The sequence below is a fragment of the Rhizobium sp. C1 genome, assembly GCF_021026335.1.
Classification (GTDB): Bacteria; Pseudomonadota; Alphaproteobacteria; order Rhizobiales; family Rhizobiaceae; genus Ensifer_A.
In genome coordinates, this window is record NZ_JAJNCY010000002.1 from 114,750 (window position 1) to 135,944 (window position 21,195).

18 protein-coding genes, 2 pseudogenes and 1 riboswitch are annotated in these 21,195 nt (G+C 62.3%); of the genes and pseudogenes, 13 read left to right on the forward strand and 7 right to left on the reverse strand.

From position 1 onward, the window contains the following. Positions 1-471: 471 nt before the first annotated feature. A pseudogene (locus LQK83_RS06035) lies at positions 472-636 on the reverse strand (oxidoreductase); the annotation flags it as partial. A 208-nt stretch (positions 637-844) separates the two neighbouring features. Here LQK83_RS06035 and LQK83_RS06040 point away from each other — a divergent pair. The 3 genes and pseudogenes from LQK83_RS06040 to metH form a co-directional block, all read left to right on the forward strand. Then, positions 845-973, forward strand: a pseudogene (locus tag LQK83_RS06040) (LysR family transcriptional regulator); the annotation flags it as partial. Between the two features lie 35 nt (positions 974-1,008). Beyond that, positions 1,009-1,245 carry a DUF2171 domain-containing protein gene (locus LQK83_RS06045; protein ID WP_230836471.1) on the forward strand — a complete coding sequence of 79 codons (237 nt, stop codon included), beginning with the start codon at positions 1,009-1,011 and terminating at the stop codon, positions 1,243-1,245. Positions 1,246-1,534: 289 nt separating this feature from the next. Next, positions 1,535-5,308, forward strand: coding sequence for a methionine synthase (gene metH, locus LQK83_RS06050; RefSeq protein ID WP_230836472.1), 3,774 nt, complete (start codon positions 1,535-1,537; stop codon positions 5,306-5,308). Between the two features lie 178 nt (positions 5,309-5,486). On the opposite strand, the gene LQK83_RS06055 is transcribed toward metH, so the two are convergent. Further along, positions 5,487-6,200 carry a DNA helicase gene (locus tag LQK83_RS06055; protein WP_230836473.1) on the reverse strand — a complete coding sequence of 238 codons (714 nt, stop codon included), beginning with the start codon at positions 6,198-6,200 and terminating at the stop codon, positions 5,487-5,489. A gap of 257 nt (positions 6,201-6,457) precedes the next feature. On the opposite strand from LQK83_RS06055, the gene LQK83_RS06060 reads away from it, so the two are divergent. The 5 genes from LQK83_RS06060 to LQK83_RS06080 all read left to right on the forward strand — a co-directional run bounded on the left by LQK83_RS06060 (position 6,458) and on the right by LQK83_RS06080 (position 10,125). Further along, positions 6,458-6,730, forward strand: coding sequence for a type II toxin-antitoxin system RelB/DinJ family antitoxin (locus tag LQK83_RS06060; protein ID WP_230836474.1), 273 nt, complete (start codon positions 6,458-6,460; stop codon positions 6,728-6,730). Continuing rightward, positions 6,727-7,041, forward strand: a complete 315-nt coding sequence (locus LQK83_RS06065; protein ID WP_230836475.1) for a type II toxin-antitoxin system YafQ family toxin — start codon at positions 6,727-6,729, stop codon at positions 7,039-7,041. Before LQK83_RS06060 ends, LQK83_RS06065 begins: the two co-directional genes overlap by 4 nt. A gap of 74 nt (positions 7,042-7,115) precedes the next feature. Next, positions 7,116-7,392, forward strand: a riboswitch (cobalamin riboswitch). Between the two features lie 121 nt (positions 7,393-7,513). After that, positions 7,514-8,755 (forward strand): aromatic ring-hydroxylating oxygenase subunit alpha, encoded by a 1,242-nt coding sequence (locus LQK83_RS06070; protein WP_230836476.1) that lies wholly within the window; start codon positions 7,514-7,516, stop codon positions 8,753-8,755. 18 nt (positions 8,756-8,773) lie between these two features. Beyond that, positions 8,774-9,889, forward strand: a complete 1,116-nt coding sequence (locus LQK83_RS06075; protein WP_442966714.1) for a 2Fe-2S iron-sulfur cluster-binding protein — start codon at positions 8,774-8,776, stop codon at positions 9,887-9,889. A gap of 5 nt (positions 9,890-9,894) precedes the next feature. Continuing rightward, positions 9,895-10,125 (forward strand): hypothetical protein, encoded by a 231-nt coding sequence (locus tag LQK83_RS06080; protein ID WP_230836477.1) that lies wholly within the window; start codon positions 9,895-9,897, stop codon positions 10,123-10,125. A gap of 121 nt (positions 10,126-10,246) precedes the next feature. Here the strand turns inward: LQK83_RS06080 and LQK83_RS06085 are convergent, their stop codons facing one another. After that, positions 10,247-11,344, reverse strand: a complete 1,098-nt coding sequence (locus LQK83_RS06085; protein ID WP_230836478.1) for an NAD(P)/FAD-dependent oxidoreductase — start codon at positions 11,342-11,344, stop codon at positions 10,247-10,249. Between the two features lie 138 nt (positions 11,345-11,482). Between LQK83_RS06085 and LQK83_RS06090 the strand changes: the two genes are divergently transcribed. Both LQK83_RS06090 and LQK83_RS06095 read left to right on the forward strand, forming a co-directional pair. After that, on the forward strand, positions 11,483-12,553 hold the full coding sequence (locus tag LQK83_RS06090) for a glycoside hydrolase family 25 protein (RefSeq protein ID WP_230836919.1): 1,071 nt from the start codon (positions 11,483-11,485) through the stop codon (positions 12,551-12,553). A gap of 202 nt (positions 12,554-12,755) precedes the next feature. After that, positions 12,756-12,983, forward strand: a complete 228-nt coding sequence (locus LQK83_RS06095) for a hypothetical protein (protein WP_230836479.1) — start codon at positions 12,756-12,758, stop codon at positions 12,981-12,983. A 21-nt stretch (positions 12,984-13,004) separates the two neighbouring features. On the opposite strand, the gene LQK83_RS06100 is transcribed toward LQK83_RS06095, so the two are convergent. Together LQK83_RS06100 and LQK83_RS06105 are read right to left on the reverse strand one after the other, a co-directional pair. Next, positions 13,005-14,273 carry a DUF3422 domain-containing protein gene (locus LQK83_RS06100; protein ID WP_230836480.1) on the reverse strand — a complete coding sequence of 423 codons (1,269 nt, stop codon included), beginning with the start codon at positions 14,271-14,273 and terminating at the stop codon, positions 13,005-13,007. Between the two features lie 108 nt (positions 14,274-14,381). Next, positions 14,382-15,386, reverse strand: coding sequence for an asparaginase (locus LQK83_RS06105; RefSeq protein WP_230836481.1), 1,005 nt, complete (start codon positions 15,384-15,386; stop codon positions 14,382-14,384). A gap of 136 nt (positions 15,387-15,522) precedes the next feature. On the opposite strand from LQK83_RS06105, the gene LQK83_RS06110 reads away from it, so the two are divergent. Then, on the forward strand, positions 15,523-16,743 hold the full coding sequence (locus tag LQK83_RS06110; RefSeq protein WP_230836482.1) for an MFS transporter: 1,221 nt from the start codon (positions 15,523-15,525) through the stop codon (positions 16,741-16,743). Positions 16,744-16,898: 155 nt separating this feature from the next. On the opposite strand, the gene LQK83_RS06115 is transcribed toward LQK83_RS06110, so the two are convergent. After that, a complete protein-coding gene (locus LQK83_RS06115; RefSeq protein ID WP_230836483.1) occupies positions 16,899-17,894 on the reverse strand; it encodes an NAD(P)H-quinone oxidoreductase in 996 nt (331 codons plus the stop codon). 237 nt (positions 17,895-18,131) lie between these two features. Here LQK83_RS06115 and LQK83_RS06120 point away from each other — a divergent pair, with 237 nt between their 5' ends. Beyond that, complete coding sequence (locus LQK83_RS06120; protein ID WP_230836484.1) at positions 18,132-18,389, forward strand: hypothetical protein; 258 nt, start codon at positions 18,132-18,134, stop codon at positions 18,387-18,389. A 147-nt stretch (positions 18,390-18,536) separates the two neighbouring features. On the opposite strand, the gene LQK83_RS06125 is transcribed toward LQK83_RS06120, so the two are convergent. Continuing rightward, positions 18,537-20,330, reverse strand: coding sequence for a GGDEF domain-containing protein (locus LQK83_RS06125; RefSeq protein WP_230836485.1), 1,794 nt, complete (start codon positions 20,328-20,330; stop codon positions 18,537-18,539). A 253-nt stretch (positions 20,331-20,583) separates the two neighbouring features. Between LQK83_RS06125 and betI the strand changes: the two genes are divergently transcribed. Next, on the forward strand, positions 20,584-21,171 hold the full coding sequence (betI, locus tag LQK83_RS06130) for a transcriptional regulator BetI (RefSeq protein ID WP_230836486.1): 588 nt from the start codon (positions 20,584-20,586) through the stop codon (positions 21,169-21,171). Positions 21,172-21,195 lie beyond the last annotated feature (24 nt).

A 21,195-nucleotide genomic window follows, 5' to 3' on the forward strand; every position in this document is an offset into this window, starting at 1 on the left:
ACGGCCTCATTGTCCGAAAACTTACATCGAAATCTTTAGAATTTGATAATGTTCGGTACGGGTTATAGGGATAAGGCTATCCGTCGTTGCTGTAGTTTGGAAATTGCTTAAGAAAACGGTTGTGCAATTTAAAGTTGTTATTTTATTGAAGCCGTATTCTTATGAAAATAAGTCAGATTGATTTTGACTGTATTTGAGTGAATGGCGGGATCTGCGCCATATTCCTTTATTATTTCTGGAAGATGTAAAATAAATATTTCAAATATTCGGTTATATTGTGTCTATTTGGCACATTTTCGGACTCCTGCCGTCTGTCGCGCGCGGAAGCATGAGAGGGCAGATTTGCATCCGGCCTATGTCCTGCGCCATGCGGTGTCTGAAGGTCCGGAACGTCATCGCCCCGAAATCCCCTCCATGTCGAAGCCCATTGGGCCCATTGGGAATGAAATCGCACGCGTGTCGAGACCGCGCGGGTGAGTTCGATGGCAAAGCGCGCCCGGTTTTCCATGGAGCCACCATATTCGTCGGTGCGCCGGTTGGCGTCCGCCGCGAGAAACTGGTGCACCAGATAGCCGTTGGCGCCCTGGATCTCGACACCATGGCACCGGCTTCGGCGGCGCGCCTTGCGGCATGGGCGCCATGGCGAGACGATGCGGCAGCGTGTTGCCGCCAAGGGTGATCGGGCTCCAGAGATCGGTCATTGGCTTCCCTTGTGAATGCGGTGCGAATTGTTACGCGGGACAACCGCCGCTGGTGCGGCTTCGAAAGACAAGTCTCAACTTAACGATCCATATTCGTTCCAATAAGCGCTATTTATGGACGCATCGTCTCACAGGCGGAGCAGATGGATCTTCTCGCTCTGGCCGATTTCAATCTGCTGGCGCGTCACGGCGGGTTTGGAAAGGCCGCCCGCATGTCGGGGCGGCTCAAGGCCCGCGTCACCCGCATGGAACAATCCCCAGCTTGTCGAGTTAACCCGAAACAAAACACGACGAAGGGAGAAGCACCATGATTTCCGCAAATCAGATCAAGGACCATATGGAAGTGAAGTCTCTCGACGGCAAGCATATCGGCACCGTCGACCATATGGATGGCGAGAGCCGCATCAAGCTGACCCGCCAGGATTCGCGCGATGGCAGGCATCACGAAATCCCGCTCGACTGGGTCGATCACGTGGACGCCCATGTTCACCTGTCGAAGAAGGCCACCGACGTTCAGGCGACCTGGACCGACCTGCAGAACTAACGGGTTTCATGCTTTGCGGACGCCCCCCACGTCCGCCCGCGACCATGAGGGGTCGCAAATGGCGGCATGATCATTTCGCCCCGTATCATGCCGTCTCATCAGCGGCACCTGTTCCCCCGGCAGGTGCCGCTTTCTCTTCGGTTCGCAAGCCAGATGTCTGAGGGCGCTGCGGCTTCACGGCCAGCGGCGCAAGATGTGTGATACCTGTCGCATATGAGACAGGTTTTCTATTGCATCCCAGCCCCCATAACCATATAAGGATGCCTTTATATGATTTGAGAGGCCTCCCATGTCCCCCGTGATGGAAACGCTCTTCGGCTCTGCTGCCGCTCCCCAGACGTCCGCGCGCGAGCGCCTGATGGAGGCCGCGCGCGATCGCATCCTCGTTCTGGATGGCGCGATGGGCACGCAGATCCAGGGGCTCGGCTTCAACGAGGATCATTTCCGCGGCGACCGTTTTCTCTCCTGCGCCTGTCACCAGCAGGGCAATAACGACCTTCTGATCCTCACCCAGCCGGCGGCGATCGAGGAAATCCATTTCAAATATGCGATTGCCGGCGCGGATATCGTCGAGACCAACACCTTCTCCTCGACCACCATTGCCCAGGCCGATTACGGCATGGAAGACATGGTCTATGAGTTGAACCGCGATGGCGCGCGGCTGGCCAAGCGCGCCGTGCGCCGCGCGGAGGAAATCGACGGCAAGCCGCGCTTCGTCGCAGGCGCCTTGGGCCCGACGAACCGCACGGCCTCGATCTCACCGGACGTCAACAATCCCGGCTACCGCGCCGTCACCTTCGATGATCTCCGCATCGCCTATGCCGAACAGCTGCGCGGCCTGATCGACGGCGGCGCCGATATCATCCTCATCGAAACCATCTTCGACACGCTGAATGCCAAGGCGGCGATCTTTGCCTGTTTCGAGGTCTTCGAGGAAAAGGGCGTCGATCTGCCGATCATGATTTCCGGCACGATCACCGACCTGTCCGGCCGGACGCTCTCCGGCCAGACGCCAACCGCCTTCTGGCATTCCGTGCGCCACGCCAAGCCCTTTACTATCGGGCTGAACTGCGCGCTCGGCGCAACCGCCATGCGCCCGCATCTGGCCGAGCTTTCCGAAGCCGCCGATACGCTGATCTGCGCCTATCCCAATGCCGGTCTGCCCAACGCCTTCGGTCAATATGACGAAAGCCCGGAATTCATGGCCGAACAGGTCGAAGGCTTCGCCCGCGAAGGCCTTGTCAACATCGTCGGCGGCTGTTGCGGCTCGACGCCGGAGCATATCAAGGCGATTGCTGAAGCTGTCGCGAAACACAAGCCGCGCGAAATCCCGGAACGCCCGCCGCTGATGCGCCTCTCCGGCCTCGAGCCCTTCACGCTCACCAAGGACATTCCCTTCGTGAACGTCGGCGAGCGCACCAACGTCACCGGCTCCGCCAAGTTCCGCAAGCTGATCACCGCCGGCGACTATGCTGCAGCGCTGGATGTCGCCCGCGACCAGGTCGAAAACGGCGCGCAGATCATCGACATCAACATGGACGAGGGGCTCATCGACTCCAAGCAGGCGATGATCGAATACCTCAATCTGATTGCCGCCGAGCCCGACATTTCGCGCGTTCCGGTCATGATCGATAGCTCCAAGTGGGAAGTCATCGAGGCGGGCCTGAAATGCGTGCAGGGCAAGCCGCTGGTCAATTCCATCTCGCTGAAGGAAGGCGAGGAGGCGTTCCTGCATCATGCCAAGCTGGTGCGCGCCTATGGCGCGGCCGTCGTCGTGATGGCCTTCGACGAACAGGGGCAGGCGGATACGAAGGCGCGCAAGGTGGAAATCTGCGCCCGCGCCTACAAGCTGCTGACCGAAAAGGCGGGGCTTGCGCCGGAAGACATCGTCTTCGACCCCAACATCTTTGCCGTCGCCACCGGCATCGAGGAACACAACAATTACGGCGTCGACTTCATCGAGGCGACGCGGGAGATCATCGCCAACCTCCCGCATGTCCATGTCTCGGGCGGCGTGTCGAACCTCTCCTTCTCCTTCCGCGGCAACGAGCCGGTGCGCGAGGCGATGCACGCGGTCTTCCTCTATCACGCCATTCAGGCGGGCATGGACATGGGCATCGTCAATGCCGGCCAGCTCGCCGTCTACGAGACGATCGATCCGGAGCTCCGCGAAGCCTGCGAGGACGTGGTGCTGAACCGCACGCCGGAAGCCACCGAGCGGATGCTGGAAATCGCCGAACGCTACAAGGGCGCGGCCGGCAAGGAAGCCAAGGAAAAGGACCTGAAATGGCGCGACTGGCCGGTTGAAAAGCGGCTGGAACATGCGCTGGTCAACGGCATCACCGAATATATCGAGGCCGACACGGAAGAGGCGCGGCAGAATGCCGAGCGCCCGCTGCATGTCATCGAAGGCCCGCTGATGGCCGGCATGAATGTCGTCGGCGATCTCTTCGGTTCGGGCAAGATGTTCCTGCCGCAGGTGGTGAAATCCGCTCGCGTGATGAAACAGGCCGTCGCCGTGCTGCTGCCCTATATGGAGGCCGAAAAGGCTGCGAACGCCGCCAACGGCATCACCGGCGAGCGTGAGACGGCCGGCAAGATCCTCATGGCGACCGTCAAGGGCGACGTCCACGATATCGGCAAGAACATTGTCGGCGTCGTGCTCGCCTGCAACAATTACGAGATCATCGACCTCGGCGTCATGGTGCCGGCGGCGAAGATCCTCGAGACGGCCAAGGCCGAGAAGGTCGATATCATCGGCCTCTCCGGCCTCATCACGCCCTCGCTGGATGAAATGGTCCACATGGCTGCCGAAATGGAGCGCGAGGGTTTCGATATTCCGCTGCTGATCGGCGGCGCGACCACCAGCCGCGTCCACACTGCCGTCAAGATCCATCCGCGTTACACGAAGGGCCAGGCCGTCTACGTCACCGACGCCAGCCGCGCCGTCGGCGTCGTTTCGAGCCTCTTGAGCGCCGAGATGAAGCCCGCCTATGTCGAAAACGTGCGCGCCGAATACAAAAAGGTCGCCGAAGCCCATGAAAAGGCCGAGGCCGCCAAGAAGCGCACCAGTCTCGCGGCAGCCCGCGCCAATGCCCACAAGATCGACTGGGCCGGCTACACGCCGCCCAAGCCCACCTTCACCGGCACGAAGACCTTCGAGACCTGGGATCTGGCGGAACTTGCCCGCTATATCGACTGGACGCCCTTCTTCCAGACCTGGGAGCTGAAGGGCCGCTATCCGGATATCTTGCAGGACGAAAAGCAGGGCGAGGCCGCCCGCCAGCTCTATGCCGATGCTCAAGGCATGCTGAAGAAGATCATCGACGAGAAGTGGTTCGCGCCGCGCGCCGTCATCGGCTTCTGGCCGGCCAACACTGTGGGCGACGACATCCGCCTCTTCACCGACGAGAGCCGCACTTCAGACCTCGCGACGTTCTTCACGCTCCGCCAGCAGCTCGCCAAGCGCGAGGGCAGGGCGAATGTCGCGCTCTCCGACTTCGTCGCGCCTGCCGAGACCGGCAAGCCCGACTATATCGGCGGCTTCGTCGTCACCGCCGGCATCGAGGAAGTGGCCATCGCCGACCGCTTCGAACGCGCCAATGACGACTACTCGTCCATCATGGTCAAGGCACTCGCCGACCGCTTCGCCGAAGCCTTCGCCGAACGCATGCACGAAAAGGTCCGTAATGAATTCTGGGCCTATGCGTCCGACGAAACCTACGCGCCCGAGCAACTGATCGGCGAACCCTACCAGGGCATCCGCCCCGCGCCCGGCTACCCCGCCCAGCCCGACCACACCGAAAAGGTCACACTCTTCCGCCTGCTCGACGCAGAGAAGACAACCGGCGTGACGCTCACCGAAAGCTACGCCATGTGGCCCGGCTCCTCCGTCTCCGGCCTCTATCTGAGCCACCCCGAAAGCTACTATTTCGGCGTTGCGAAGGTGGAGCGGGATCAGGTGGAGGACTATGCAGCGAGGAAGGGGATGAGCGTGGCGGAAGTGGAACGCTGGCTGGGGCCGGTGTTGAATTATGTGCCGGTGAATGAGGCGGCGGAGTGAGGGTCTCATCCTTCTGACGGTCCGATGGAAGGCATGCGCGGCCCCCATCCGTCTCCCCCCTTGTGGGGGAGATGGCGGCAGCCAGAGGGGGAGCCAAGACCGCCGAAGCTGCCGAGAAAAATGCCTCTCCCCAACTCTCCCCACAAGGGGGAGGGAGAGGCTCCGCCGAAGCCCGTCGTCAAACAATATTCTGCAACTGCGCCGCACCGTCATGCAGAAAGCAGGCCTTGTCGAAAAGTCCGAGATCGAGAAGGTTCGGCAGGCGCAGGTCGCTGATATCGGGCAGCGGCTTGCTTTCCGGATCGAAGGAGCGGTCGATTTGCGAGATGAAGCCGAGGATCGTCCTCGTCTGTTTCGCGAAAGCACCAAGCCGGCTTATTTGTTCCGAAAGAGGCGGCGTACTGCGCCTCTGATCGAGAATCTGTAAGTAATCGATCACTGCGACACTTCCCGCCGGCGCGGTGGCAAGGTGGCGGATGATATAGTCTGCACTGATCTCCTCCGAAGTGACGATCTCGACCTTGTCGCAAATCTCGTCCAGCCCGCCGTTGCTGTTGCGAAGATGCGCGCGCGCCTCCGTCTCCGTGAACTCCAGCGTGAAGAAGACCGCCTTGCGGTCAAGTCTGGCCGCATCCAGCAGCAGTTGAAGCCCGAGCGCCGTCTTGCCCTGTCCACGCCGTCCGGCCAACAGAAGCATGTCGCCCTGGTTCAACTGAGACAGCAGCGTCTGCGAAAGCGGACCGGCGGTGGTATGGGCTGACAGCAGGCTCCAGCGCGTAAAGCCTTCCTCGCGGGCAATCGTGTCCAGCGCCTGATGCAGAGGAACGCCGTCATTGCGCACCATCCGCTTGGCGCGTTTCTTCAGTTGATAAATGGGAGCAGAAAGTTTCATCAAAACCTCCATTGCGAGCCAAGACGCAATCCCTCCTCATGCGATGCCCGAACAGATGGTTCGACGGTTTTCAGTCACCCTGCATGTGCCATGCTTTCCCGAACGGAGGGAGGAGGCTTGGGAGAAGCCTGCAGAAGCAGGTAGCCAAAGCGGCGATTCGGTGCAAGGGCGAGTATAACCTCAAGTGATCTGACGCAGTCTTGACTGCATCGCAATTGAGATACATATTTACTCGTACGAAAACGAGAGCTTCCGCGATGACCGCCCATACAAAGATGATCCACGTCCGCGTTGATGATGAGCTGCGCGAGGAAGCATCTGCCGTGCTGGAATCCTTCGGCATGTCCATGTCCGACGCGGTGCGGATTTTCCTGCACCGTGTGGCGGCAACACAGAGCTTTCCGCTGGAGCTGAAAGTCCCGAATGAGGAGACGAAGGCGGCGCTTGAGGAGGCGAGGGCGATGCGGCAGGCTCGCAAGGCGCGGTTTGCGACGCCCGACGAACTCTTCGATGACCTTTCCGGCAAATGAAGAAGCCAGCCAGCGACCGCCGCGCTTCTCTGCCGCGCGCGTCGGATTACACGAAGCAGTTCCGCAAGGATTGGGATCGCTACAACAAGGCCGGCAAGGTCGATATGAGCCGCGCCATCGAACTGATGACCTTGATCATCCTGAAATCGCCTCTCGGATCCGAATGGTCGGACCATCCACTGTCCGGCAGCGAATGGGGTGGCGCACGCGAGGCGCATATCGGCGGGGACTTCCTCCTGATCTATTCGGCAGACGATGAATTCGTGGAATTCGTTCGCCTCGGCAGCCACTCCGAATTGTTCGGACGATAGTCACCCCGCAAAACTTTGTCCCACCACGCCATGACCATGTCGCAAACGACATCGCGCGGGCCTTTCTCCTGTGGTCATATCGCGATGCTTGAGGTGCCGGGGAGGTGAGGAAACTCTCCGGAGAATTGGGAAGCCGGTGAGGGTTCCGAGCAAGTCCAGCGAAAGTGGAAACCGGTTTCGCGTCCGGACTTGCTCAGAAATATGCCCCATCCCGGCGCTGCCCCCGCAACGGTAGCAGGACTTGAATGGCGCGACGGGAGCCACTGGACGATGGGTCCGGGAAGGGGTCGCGGCAGGTCTCATACGAGACGGTTCTGGAGCCCGGAAACCAGCCACAGGCGCAGTTAACCCGGACTGATCGCGGTGGGCGATCGGGAGGCGGATGCTGAAGCGACGGCGTTTTTTCGCCGGTATCGCGCGCGGCAATCGTTTCCTTCTTCCGCCGCAGGTCCCTCATCAGGATTTGGAAACGATGGATATCCGCGCCGACATGCTTTCGCGCCTTCAGGGCCGCCGCCCGGGCTTCACGCTCGACCGTCCCTTCTATCTCGATGCGGATTTCCACAAGCTCGATCTCGAGCACATCTGGTACAAGGATTGGCTCTTCGTCGGCCATGATTGCGAGCTGCAAAAGCCCGGCGATTACATGACCGTGCAGATCGGCGAATACCCGATCGTCATCGTCCGTGCTGATGATGGTCGCATCAATGCGCTGCACAATTCCTGCCGCCATCGCGGTTCGCGCGTCTGCACCGAACATCGCGGCTCCGCCACCAAGCTCGTCTGCCCCTATCACCAGTGGACCTACGATCTCGAAGGCAAGCTGCTCTTTGCCCGCCAGATGGGCGACAATTTCGATGGCGCGGAATTCGGCATGAAGCGCGTCGCCTGCGAAACGGCCGGCGGCTATATCTTCGTCTGTCTCGCTGACCAGCCGATGGATTTCGCGCCCTTCCGCACTTTCATGGAGCCCTATTTTCTCCCGCATCGCCTGCGCGACGCCAAGGTGGCTTATGAAAGCACGATCATCGAAAAGGGCAACTGGAAGCTCGTCTGGGAAAACAACCGCGAATGCTACCACTGCGCCGGCAACCATCCGGAACTCTGCAAGACCTATCCGGAAGCCCCTTCGGCCACCGGCGTTTCCGGGGCAGATGACGATCCGGAAACCCTGGAGCACTGGAAGAAGTGCGAGGACATCGGCCTGCCGAGCCGCTTCATGATCGACGAGGCCGGTCAGTATCGCGCCGCCCGCATGCCGCTCTTGCGCGATGCCGTCAGCTACACGATCTCCGGCCGCAAGGCGGTGCAGATGCGCCTGTCGGATAGCGTCAACATGGACCGCATCGGCACGCTGCTGCTCTTCCACTACCCGACGACGTGGAACCACGTTCTCTCCGACCATGCCGTCACCTTCCGCGTCCTGCCGATCAGCGCCACGGAAACGGCGGTCACGACCAAGTGGCTGGTCCACAAGGACGCCGTCGAGGGCATCGATTATCGTCTCGAGGAACTGACCCATGTCTGGACCGAGACCAACGACCAGGACCGCCAGATCGTCGAGGAAAATGCCCGCGGCATCGCCTCGCCGGCCTATCAGCCCGGCCCGTATTCGGAAGTCCACGAAGGCGGCGTCGCCCAGTTCGTTGAGTGGTATTCCGATTTCATGGTCGAGCGGCTGACTGGCCGTCCGCGCCTGCGCTCTGTCGCGTGATTTAGAGGGCTTTCACCGATGAACATGCAGCCGCTGATGGGGCAGACGCCCGATGCGCTTCATCTCGACGAGCTGAAGCCCTGGAACTCGGCGCGGCAGATGCTGGTCTGCCTCTCCGTGGCCGATGAAGCGCCGGACGTGAAGACCTTCACCTTCGCCGTCGAGGGTGGCGGCTGGTTCCGCTATGTGCCGGGCCAGTTCATCACGGTCGAGCTGCGCGCCAAGGGCGGCGACCTGCATCGCACCTACACGATCTCGTCCACGCCCTCGCGGCCCTATGCGCTGTCGATCACGGTGAAGGCGCAACCCACCAGCATCGGTACGCGCTGGATGTTCGAGAATGTCAGGCCCGGCAGCCGCATGCGCGCCTATGGCCCGTCTGGCCATTTCACGCTGACGCGGCCGCTCGCGCCGAAATACCTCTTCGTCTCCGCCGGCTCCGGCGTGACGCCGATGATGTCCATGCTGCGCTGGCTGGCCGATTGCGCGCCGATGACGGATGTCACCTTCCTCAATGCGTCCCGCCGTCCGGAAGAGATCGTCTTCCGCGCCGAATTGGAACTGCTGGCCACCCGTATGCCGAACCTCAAGCTCGGCTTCATCCCGGAAGCGGCGACGACCGCCTCGCCCTGGGCAGGGCTCACCGGCCGCATCGACCGCACGAAGCTGCAGCTTCTCGCGCCCGATTTCCTTTCCCGCGAAACCTTTTGCTGCGGTCCGGACCCGTTCATGAAAGCCGTGAGCGGCCTTCTGCGCTCGGAAGGCTTCGACATGGGCCACTATCACCAGGAAAGCTTCGGCTTGGCTCCAACGCCCATCTCTCCCCTTGAGGGAGAGATGTCGGCGCAGCCGACAGAGAGGGGTACCAAGGAAGGTCTCACCATCGACTTCCTCTCCACCGGCGAATTCGTCACCTGCGAACCGAGCGACACGGTGCTGAAGGCCGCCCGCGCGGCCCAGGTGCGTATCCCGGCGGCCTGCGAAAGCGGCATGTGCGGCACCTGCAAGGTCAAGAAGCGCTCAGGCGAGGTCGAGATGCACCACAATGGCGGCATCACCACACGCGAGATCGACGAGGGCTACATTCTCGCCTGCTGCTCGCGCCCCTTGAGCGCGCTCGAAATCGAGGCGTGAGGACGATGGGCGAGGGGACTTCCAATCGGGGCGAAACGCCGGAAGCCCTCTTCCTCGCCTGGCTTTTTGCCCAGCCGCCCGGCGCAGACATTCCCTGTGCCGCGAGGGTCGAGATCGCCCGCGTGGGCCGCATCGAGATCGCGGCGGAGACCAGGGTGCGGCTGATCGGGCTGCTGACGCAGGCAACGGTCACGCCGCAGGGTGCAAGCCGCTCAGGGCGCCGGCAGCGGCATTAGAGCAATTTCAGGAAAAGTGGAAACCGGTTTTCCGTCCGAAATTGCGTGAAAACAAACAGATAGAGCATTTCAGTGTTTCTATGAAACGGTGAAACGCTCTAGGCGGTCACACTCTCTTCCGTCATGACAAAGCCCGCTCGACCAGCGCCACCGCTTCCGCTGCCGATTGCGGCGCGAGCTTGAAGCCGTGGCCCGAACAGGCCGAAAGCAGCGTCGTCTTCTTTCCTGCAGGGCGGATGACGAAATGCTCATCCTCCGTCACCGTGTAATAGCAGGCCTTGCGCTCCAGAACTGTGTAGCGGTCGAAATCCGTGAACGCGAGGTGGCCGGCCGCGATCAGGTCAGCAACCTCGTCCTCCGAGGCGATGCGCGGCGCGTCCGGATCACCGGTTCGGGAGAAGCGATGATCGCCTATCTTCAGCCGTGTGCCGGGGCGGGGCGGCAGGACATAGGTTCCCGTCTCCGCATCGAGATCGAGATAGATCGGCGCTTGCGCCCACAGCGCGGCCAGTTCCGGCGGCGGGGCGAGGAAGACGACCGTCTGCCGCGATGGTACGAGTTCGCCCGCGGTGCCGGGCAGCAGCCGGTTCACCCAGGCGCCCGCGGCGATGATGACGTGATCGCCCACGTGCTCCACGCCGCCCGCCGTCACGCGACCGGTCTCGAAGTCGACCTCATCGACCTTCGTATGCGGATGGAACGTGACGCCTTGTGCGGCCAGATGCACGACGAGATCGGTGACGATGCGGCTGGGAAACAGCATGCCCGAACCGGAAAATGCGACCGCCCGCGTGATCCCTTCCGCCCGGATCAGAGGATGTTCCGCCCCGAACTGCGCCGGATCGAGTTCCCGCCAGCCGATGCCCGTGGCGCGCAGGTCTTCCAGCGAGGGGTCGATCCAGCCGGTCTCTTCCCGCTCGAAGGCAATCATCGGCATCGGCTCGAAATGCCGCGCGCCGATGTCCTCAAATAGCTGATCCCACAGTGCAAAGGCCCGCGGCATGCGCTGCGCATAGGCCTGCATCGGCCCATAGGCATGGCGGGTGATGCGATGTTCGTCGAAGGAGCTGGCAACCGGATTGGGGATGGGCCCCTGATCGAACAGGCTGACGCGATAGCCCTTGCGCACCAGCGTCCAGGCGCTTGTCAGCCCGTTGATGCCCCCGCCCACGATCAGGATATGTGCCGTCATCGCCTCAGCCTTTCGATTTCGGGACATGAAGCGACGGTTTCCTGCGCCGCGTAAAGGAACGATTCAGCTTTTCCCGGTAAAACTTTGTTAGCAATTCCGTCATGCCAGCGTTTTCCATGCTGCAGGGCGGGCCGAATGTCCTGTTTGTATAGAGTGACGATGTTCATGCGTTTGCCCGCCGGTCTTCTGTATCTCGGCCTCCTGGCAACTCTTGCCGGCTGCCAGTCTCAAACCACCAGTGATGTGCTGTCGGTGGGCACCTCGTCGGAAAAGACGGGTGCGATCGCCATGCCGGCGGTCAATATTCCGACCGCAACGCCGGTGAAGACCGCGCGAACCCCGATCATGCCGCCCGCTGCCGTTCCCGGATCGCATGCGGCGCCGGCCCTCGCCATGGCCACGCCGCCGCGCCCGCCCGTGCCGTTTGACGATGTGCAGCCGACGCTTCGGCCCGTTGTCGGCGAACCCGCCATGCGCCCGATGGCGCAAAAGGCCAACTTTGTCATTCCCTCGAGCCCGACCGGTGCAGGCGCAGCCCACCCGCGCAGCCGCATCTACAGCCAGCGCTTCCGTGATGCCAAGCCGATCAATTTCGGCCGCCATTCGCCACGCGCCTATCAGGTTCACGGCGTCGACGTCTCGCGCTGGCAGGGCAATATCGACTGGGCAAAGCTGCGCGAGCAGGGCGCCAACTTCGCCTTCATCAAGGCCACCGATGGCGGCGACCACACCGATCCCATGTTCAAGACCAACTGGAACGGCTCCAAGTCGGCCGGGCTGAAGCGCGGCGCCTACCACTTCTTCTACTGGTGCCGGACCGCCGGCGAACAGGCCGACTGGTTCATCCGCAACGTGCCGCGCGACCCGGAAGCGCTGCCGCCGGTCATCGACGTGGAGTGGAACCACGATTCCGCCTGCCGCCAGAAGCTCAGCCCCAAGCTGGTACGCGAGAAGATGAAAGTCTTCATGGAAAAGGTCGAACGCCACTACGGCAAGCGCCCGATCATCTATACCGCGCCTGATTTCTACGAAGACAACCTCGACGGCGCCTTCACCGAATATCCATTCTGGCTGCGCGCCGTGGCCGAGCATCCGTCCAAGGTCTATCCCAACCGTCGCTGGGTCTTCTGGCAATATTCCGGCTCCGGCCTCTCGCATGGCGTTCAGGGCCGCATTGACCTGAATACCTTCTACGGAAGCGCCGAGGACTGGCACCGGTGGACGGCCTCGAACTGAGGCTTTTCAATCGTATGTTTCGTCAACTCGCGGTTAACTCTTCGACGTTCCGGCAATCTACTCGTGATTGCGCGGTCGTTCGAACTCCTGTAGGGGGACCTTCGTTATTGGGGGAAATGCCGCCGCGGGGCGGTCAGGAGGGGAACAGGTTCAAGCGATCAGACGCAAGTCCTGATCGCCGGAAACGCGACCGTGATATGCGATGATCAGCGATGCCACATGGTTTTTCGAGCTTGACGGGGACCGTTGCAAGAAAGTCCTCCTCAAAGGCTTGGGCAGCAAGACCACGATTACCGTTTTGATCTATGACGATCTCGGCATGGCGCTCTCCGAAACGGAGACCGTCCTCGAGATCGGCGACAATTTCAAATGCGAGACCACTTCCAGCGGCGTGTCCTTCGTCGTGAAGGGGAAGCGCTATCATTTCTGAGCGCCGGCTGTACCGGGCGCGTCAATGCTCGCCGTGGCTCAGCCTGATCCGCCGGACTGTCCACCAGACCCCCGCCACCGCGACGGGCACGAAAAACCCCGTCGCTATCACCGGATCGATGGGCAGGTCTTCATGCGGGATCGCCTTGATGAAATAGCCGAAAAGCCCCACGACATAGTAGGAAATGGCCGCCACCGACAGGCCTTCAACCGTCTGCTGCAGGCGAAGCTGCATTTCGGCGCGCTTGTTCATCGTGTTCAAAAGGTCGGAATTCTGCCGCTCCAGTTCCACGTCGATCCAGCTTCGAATGAGGCTCGTGGCGCGCGCCAGCTTGCGTGACAGGTTCGCCTGCCGCTCCTCGATCGACTGGCAGGTGCGCATGGCCGGCGCAAGCCGCTTTTCCAGGAACGAGCCCAATGTCTCGAAGCCCGGCACCGAGGTTTCGCCGAGCGCCTTGATGCGCTCCTGCACGATGCCGTAATAGGCGCGGCTGGCGCCGAAGCGATAGAGGCTGAGCGCGGCATTCGCCTCCAGTTCGGCCGCAAGGCGCGTCACTTCCGCCAGCATCCGGTCGGCCTTGGAACGCGCCTCGGTGCGCATGTCATGGGTCAGCCCCGTCAGCCCGTCCTCGCAGCGGCGGATTTCCGGCGACAGCGTTTGCGCGAGCGGCAGGCCGAGCATGGCGAGCGTCCGGTAGGTCTCGAGATCGAGCACGCGCTGCACCAGCGCGCCGGTTCCGGCCTGCGTCATCCCCTTGTCGATGACGAGGATCTGCGTCAGCCCGTCGCCGTTCTGGCGAAAGTCGGTGAAAATCTCGGCCTGCCCATCCTTGACGATGGAATGGCAGAGGCTCTGCGGCTCGAATTGCGCGATCGCGGCCCGCGCCGCGTCGTCATCGTGCCGGATTTCCAGCCTGATGCCCGAGATCAGCGAGCCGGGTGCCGAAAAGCTGCTGCCGAAGGGATGGACAGGCACCTCGCCGCCAAACAGTTCCGGCGGCGGTGCATCCCAGAACCACGTCGAGAATTCCGTATGCCGCTCCCAGCGCAGCGTCCCGGCACCCCAGGAAATCGCATGATGCCGCGCCTCGCGCGAGGGCAGGGCCGCGCCGCGCTCGCGGCAGATGCCTGCCATCACCGCATGATCGACGCCCGACCCGCCATCCGACATGAAGGCAAGTTGCAGGATCACCCGCGGCGACGTCACCAGCGCATAGGGCCGCGAATGGATTTCCCCCAGCGCGCTCGCCCGCTCCGGCGAAACCGGAAAATTGAATGCCTGCTCGCCCAAATCGTCATCCCCCTGAGGTTTGGGTGTTTAGGCGCTAGTCTTAGAGGGGGAGGGGGAGTGGCGCAACTGCGGTGAAGGGTCGCGTTGTCCAAGAGGGTGTGCAGCCAGTTACCCCAACACTCCCGTCACCCGCACATCCCCCACCTTGATCCCGTTCCAGTTCCGCATCTCGTAATTCGCCATCGCCAGCAGCTTCCCCTGCACCTCCGGCTCCCCTTTGAAGAACCGCGCCAGCGTCGCTGCAACCATGCTTTCCGCCGCCCGCGTGGCGCCGTCATCGCATTTCATCGCCATGGCGATGCCCTGTTCGGGGATGGCGGCGACAAAGACGCCTTCGGCGCCGGTCTTGGCGAAGATGCGGCCGGGGGCGGCCTGCATGAGGGCGGTGCAGGCGCGTTTCGTGCCGGCGACATACCAGGGCTCGGCCATGCAGGCCTGCATCAGGCGCTTGGCCGATTTGGCGCGGATCGGCTCGAGGCCGACGCCCGTCGTCATCTTGGCAAAGCCATGCGCCAGGCCTTTCAGCGGGCTTGCATAGGTCGGGATCGAGCAGCCATCGACGCCGCAATTGTCGTGGCCGAGGATGGAGCCGGTCAGGCTCTCCATGATGCCGCGAATTTCCTGCTGCAGCGGGTGGTCGTAGCCGACATAGCCTTCCGTGTCCGTTCCCGTGTGGCAGCAGGCGCAGATGAAGCCGGCATGCTTGCCGGAGCAATTGTTGTAGAGCTGGCCGGGCTTGGGACCACGCGAGGCCTGTTCGATCAGGATCGGCTGCTGGAACGACCAGTGCGACCCGCATTCCAGCGTGTCCTCATCGCGCCCCGCCGCCTTGATCATGGCGCGCGCCAGCGCCGCATGATCGTCCTCGCCCGAATGCGACGAACAGGCAAGCGCCAGTTCCTTATTCCCGAAGCCATAGGCCTCCGCAGCCCCGCTTTCCATTAGCGGCAGCGCCTGCATCGCCTTGCAGGACGAGCGCGGAAACACCGCCGCATCGACATCTCCGGCCTCGAAAACGACCTTGCCGTCGCCATCCACCACGACGACCATGCCGCGATGCCGGCTCTCGACAACGTCGCCGCGCGTGACTTCCACCAGAACCGGATTGGCCATGACCTGCCCCTTGCTCGTGTTTCCTTCTTGTCACGCCTTATGGGAGGAAACCGGGAGCGAAGGCAAGGGCGTCATTTCACCGCTTGATCCCACCTCGCGAAGCATCTAGCGCTTGTGGCTTCTGGAGCGATCTCCCATGCTGTCCACCATCCGCTTCGTTGCGCGCCATCCGGTGCTGCGCGTCTATGCCCTTCTGCTCTTCGTGTCCGCCTGCGCGGGTGGCGCGATGCATCCCTATATGGCGCTGGTGGCCATCGATACGCTCAACATGAGCGGGCAGGGCTTTGCGCTGACCATGTTCGTCTCGACGCTGACCAGCCTCGTCTTCGGGGTGACGATCGGCATCGTCTCCGATTTCGCCGGCAACCGGCGGCGGATGATGGCGATCCTGATGGCGCTGGGCGTGGCCGGCGCCGGCCTGATCTGGCTGGTGCAGTCGGCCTGGATGCTGGCGCTTTCCATGATCGTGATCCTTCCCTTTGCCAATATCGCGCCGCTGGTCTTCGCCGGCACGCGCATGGAGGCGGACGAGATGGCGCCTGACGAGGCGGCCTCGGTCAATTCCATCATCCGCACCACCATGTCGGCGGCCTGGGTGATCATTCCCGTCGCGGTGGCCTTCGTGCTGCAGACGGGCGGTTTCGGCGTCATGAATGTCTGGCTGGTCACGGCGCTGCTCTTTGCCGTGTGCCTCGGCCTCGTGCTGCTCTTCCTGCCAAAGACGGCGCGGGCGGGGACCGCGCAGGGCGGGCTTGCCGTCTATTTCGCCGCCCTGAAGGAGCTTGCCCATCCCGGCATCTTCCTGCGCCTGGCCGCCGTCTCGCTGATCGTGGCGGGCGAGTGGCTGAACGGCTATCTGCAGACGCTGGTCATCAAGACGACGCTCGGCGGCTCCCTGTCCGATGCCGGTTTCATGGCGAGTGGCGTGGCGCTGATGGAAATCCCCTTCATGCTCGCATGGGCCGCCGGTCTTCGCCGGCTGGGCGCGGTCAACACGATCCTCGCGGGCGCAGCACTCTATGCGAGCTTTCTCGTGCTCATGGGATCTGCGACCGAAGTCTGGCAGGTCCATGCGCTGATCCCGCTCGCGGGCGCGGGGGCTGCAGCACTCCTTTCCGTGCCGCTTTCCTATTTCCAGGATTTGTTTCCCGGCCGTCCCGGCCTCGGCACCTCGCTGTCGCCGATCGAAGGTTTCATCGGCACGGGGGCCGCGGCAGCCGTCTTCGCCATCGGTACCCATGTCACGACCTATCAGGGTACCGCCTTTATCGGCGCGGGCGTCATGGTCGCGTCTGCATTGCTGCTCATCGCGATCGAACGTTGCGTGCCTCTGCCTGATAAGAGCATGGCCGATTAGAGCATTTCCGGTGAAAACCGGATCATGAGACATGCTCCATCTATTTGTTTTTTCGCAGTCCGGACGCAAAACCGCTTACGCACCTTTGCCGGACGCGCTCCAAGGCACCCGCGCGAAGACCGGCCACGGCCTTCGCTGAGGGGCGGCTCAGCCGGTCACAGCGTCAGCACGATCTTCCCGATATGCCCGCTCTCTTCCATCATCCGGTGGGCTTCGGCCACCTGATCCAGCGGCAGAACCGCATGGATCACCGGCGCGACCTCGCCGGCATCGAGCTTCGGCCAGACCTTTTCCAGAAGCGAATCCCGGATCGCCCGCTTTTCGTCCGCCGTGCGCGGCCGCAGCGTCGAGCCCATGACGCGCAGCCGCTTCATCATGATGGCGCCGAGATTGGCCTTCTCCGCCACGGCGCCGCCGAGCAGCGCGATGATCGCAAGCCGGCCATCCTTGCTGAGCGCCCCGATATTCTTGTCGAAATAGGCCCCGCCGATCATGTCGAGAATGACATCGACCGAGGCAGCCTCGTCTTTAATGACGGCAAGGAAATCCTCCGTCTTGTAATTGATCGCCCGCTTGGCCCCGAGCTGCACGCAGGCGAGGCACTTCTCGCCGGAGCCGGCGGTCGTATAGACCTCCGCGCCGAAGGCTTTCGCCAGCTGGATCGCCGTCGTGCCGATGCCGCTCGTACCGCCATGGACGAGGAACTTTTCACCGGCCTTCAGGCCCGCCATGTCGAAGACATTGGCCCAGACGGTGAAGAAGGTTTCCGGCACCGCTGCGGCTTTCACCGCATCGTAGCCCTTTGGCCAGGGCAGGGCCTGTCCCGCCGGCACGACGCAGTATTCCGCATAGCCGCCGCCATTGGCGAGCCCGGCCACCTTGTCACCGACAGAGAAGCCGGACACGCCGTCGCCCAGCCCCACGATCTCGCCGGCGACCTCGAGCCCGAGGATCGGGCTTGCGCCGGGCGGCGGCGGGTAGGTGCCCTGCCGCTGCGCTACATCCGGCCGGTTCACACCGGCGGCGGCCACCTTCACCAGAACTTCGCCCGCCTTGGGCTGCGGTACGGGGCCTTCGACGATCTTCATCGCCTCCGGTCCGCCGGGGGCCGAAAGATCGACATGGCGCATGGTCTGGGGCAGGGCGGGCATGGGCGTCCTCCGTAGGGTTTTTCGTTCCACTGACATAGGCATCCGGCGCGCCGCCGTCCAGCACCGCGATCGGTTTCAGTGCATTCCCGATGGCTCCGTCAAGGCTCGTACAGGCGGTTGCCGGTCAGGAATCCGGTTCTGCAGTGAGGCCAGCGAAGTTCCTGTGATTTTAAGCCAAATTTTGCCGCAAACTGCGCTCACGCCATGCTGTCGGCATGTTTTTTTGAGGACAGTCACATGAAGCGTCTGATGGTTATGGCAATGATTGCCGTGGGGGCAGGAACACTGACAGGTTGTGTGGATGCTCCGGGGGATGTGGTCGTGATCCGCCACAGCGGCTATTACTATTCCGATCCGGGCTATTATCGTGGAGGCTATTATTACCGCGACCGCGGATATTATCCCGCACCGCGCTATTATTACCGCGAACGGCGAGAATGGATCCCCGCACATTATGACGGCTACGGCCGCTGGCATCGCGGCCATTGGCGGTAATTTCGGTCGTCAGCCGGCGCCAAACTCCGAAAACGATCGGGAGCGTTTCAAGGTGAACTGCTCCCACGTTTTCTTTGCGTCCGGACTGCGAAAGAACAAAGAGACAGGGTATCCGTTTCCGATGATCCGGTTGTCACCGGAAATACTCTAGATCGTCTCGAACAGCAGCCCGTCGCGGTTGGACTTCACCCGCTTCTTCAGCCCCGCGATATGCGCCGAAAGCACGGCGGGATCGCCGAAGACGCGCCCGGCAGGCACTTCGATGACGGCGACCGAGCAGCTCAGGAATTCGAAGGCGCGGCTGACGCCGGCGCGGTCGATGCCGAGAATATGCCCGCGCTCTCGGTCCTCCGGCGAATAGAGCCGCAGCGCATCCGTCTCGAAATCGTCGAGCAGCCGTTCGAAGATCATCTCCACCTCCTCGCTCGACCAGCCGGAAATGCCGGCGAAGAAATCGTCGCCGCCGACATGGCCCAGGAAGACGGAGGGCGAGAAGAAATAGCGCTTCATCAGCCGGGCGAAGAGCGAGATCGCGTCATCGCCGCGCTGGAAGCCGTAATGGTCGTTAAAGGGCTTGAAATTGTCGAAGTCGCAATAGCAGTAATGCCGCGTGACGCCGCCATCCGCCATGGTCTCTTCGAGATAGGAATGAATGGCCTGGTTGCCGGGAAGCCCGGTCAACGGGTTCTGGTCCTGCGCCTGGCGCACCAGCTTGGCATTGATGATCTTCACCAGCGCGCCCGCCGAGATGACGCCGGCATAGCGCATGTTCTCGGTGAGGATCACACATTTGGCGTCCTCCGTGCCTGAGAAGACGGCCATGAGGCGGCTGGAATCCGCGCCGATATCGACCACCGGCGCGGGGTCGATGAAGCGGGCGATGGTGCCGCCATAGAAGCGGTTCTGCAAGAGATCGCGGCCGAAAGGCTGGTAGATATAGCTCTTCAGCCGGGCCTCCTGCACGATGCCGCGCGGCTCGCCATGGGCGTTGACGACAGGGATGAACGGCTGGTCGGAATGTTCGCCGAAAATCTCGAACAGCGTTTCGATCGGCGCATCCTCGCGGATCGTCGGCACCGCCTCGACCTGCTGGCGCACCAGAACTTCGTCGACCGAGCGACGCACGCGGCGGTTCTGGCCGAGATCACGCAAATGCGGGAAGCCGTCGCGAAATTCGGCCGGATCCAGCGAGGGCCGTGCGACGAACCAGCCCTGCACGAGATCGACGCCGAGATCGCGGCAGACCAGAAACTCGCCCTCGGTCTCCACGCCTTCCGCAATCACCCGCAGGCCCAGAACATGCGCCATGTCGACAACCGTCTTCGTCAGGTGCCGCTTGCGCGCAACCGCGTCGATCCGCGAGATCAGATGCCGGTCGATCTTCAGATAGTCGAGATCGTAATCGCTGATCAGCTTCATTTCGGCATGGCCCGTGCCGAAATCGTCGATCGCCAGCTTGAAGCCCATGCGCCGCATGTCGCCGATCAGATTGGCGAAATCGGGCACACTGGCATTGTCGGAACGTTCGGACAGTTCCACGCAGACGGAGGAGGGCGAGATCGAGTTCTTCTGCAGGTAGGACAGCAGCAGCGGCAGCAGGCGCTGCCCGGCCAGCAGCAGACGATGATCGAGATTGAGAAAGATCGTGCGCCGTTCGAACTCCGCAAGCGTCGTGAATTTGGCAAAGGCGCGGGAGGTGGTGAACAGTTCCAGTTCGGTCAGCTCGCCCGACATCGCGAAGGCATCGAGCAGCGCCATCGGCGCGTCGAAGCCCAGCTCGTCATGCCCGCGCATCAGCGCCTCATAGCCATAGATCTTGCCGGACACCGTCTCGACGATCGGCTGAAGCGCGCTGTCGAGCGCCGCCTTGGCAAGCGGCATGAGCGCCATGCGGCTGTAGCTCGCCGGGTCTTGGGCTCTGAGCGGAAGGATGGCAGGCATGAGGAACTCCGGGGGCGTCGGCAGGAGGTAGTTGAGAATTTGATCAAGAGCTTCAATGCGAAATGCTCAACAAATCCTTCACCGCGTATGAACTTTCTGTGACAGAGGCGCCAATCGAGACCGCGGAAATCCGCGCCTTTTCATAAGGTTAAGGAGACCCAAACAACGGGGTGGGGGATTTCGCCAGCCCGTCGTTTTTTTGTTGATTGATGAGTCAATCAAAATTAAACTGATATTCATCAAGGGGAACGAGATGCCCAAAATCGGAATGGAGCCAGTCCGCCGCAAGGCGCTTGTGGATGCCGCGCTGAAGGCGATCGGCGACCATGGCTCGCTGGATGTAACGATGCAGGAGATCGCCAGGAGCGCCGGCGTCTCGGCAGCGCTTGCCTTCCATTATTTCGGCTCCAAGGAGCAATTGCTGCTCGCCACGATGCGCAGCCTTCTCAGGCAGTTGAAGGAAGAGGCGGTCGCTGCCAGCCGGCAGGCCGAGACGCCGCGCGCCAAGGTCAGCTCCCTGATCGCCGTGTCCTTCGGGGTGGAACAGTTCGCCGCCTCCACCGTCGCCGCCTGGCTCGCCTTCTATGTCGAGGCGCAGCGTTCCGACGAGACGCGCCGTTTGCTCACTGTCTATGCCCGCCGCCTCCATTCCAACCTTGTCGCGGCCCTGTCGCCGCTGTGTGGCAGGGTTGAAGCTCACCATATCGCCGAAGGCGCGGCAGCGCTCATCGACGGCCTCTATATCCGCCGCGCGCTCGATGCGGCGCAGCTCGATGTCAGCGGCGCGGTGGCGCTGGTGGAAGATTACGTGACCTTGAAACTGAACGCAGCAACCCGCTGAAACGACTCCGAAAAGAAAGAGAGC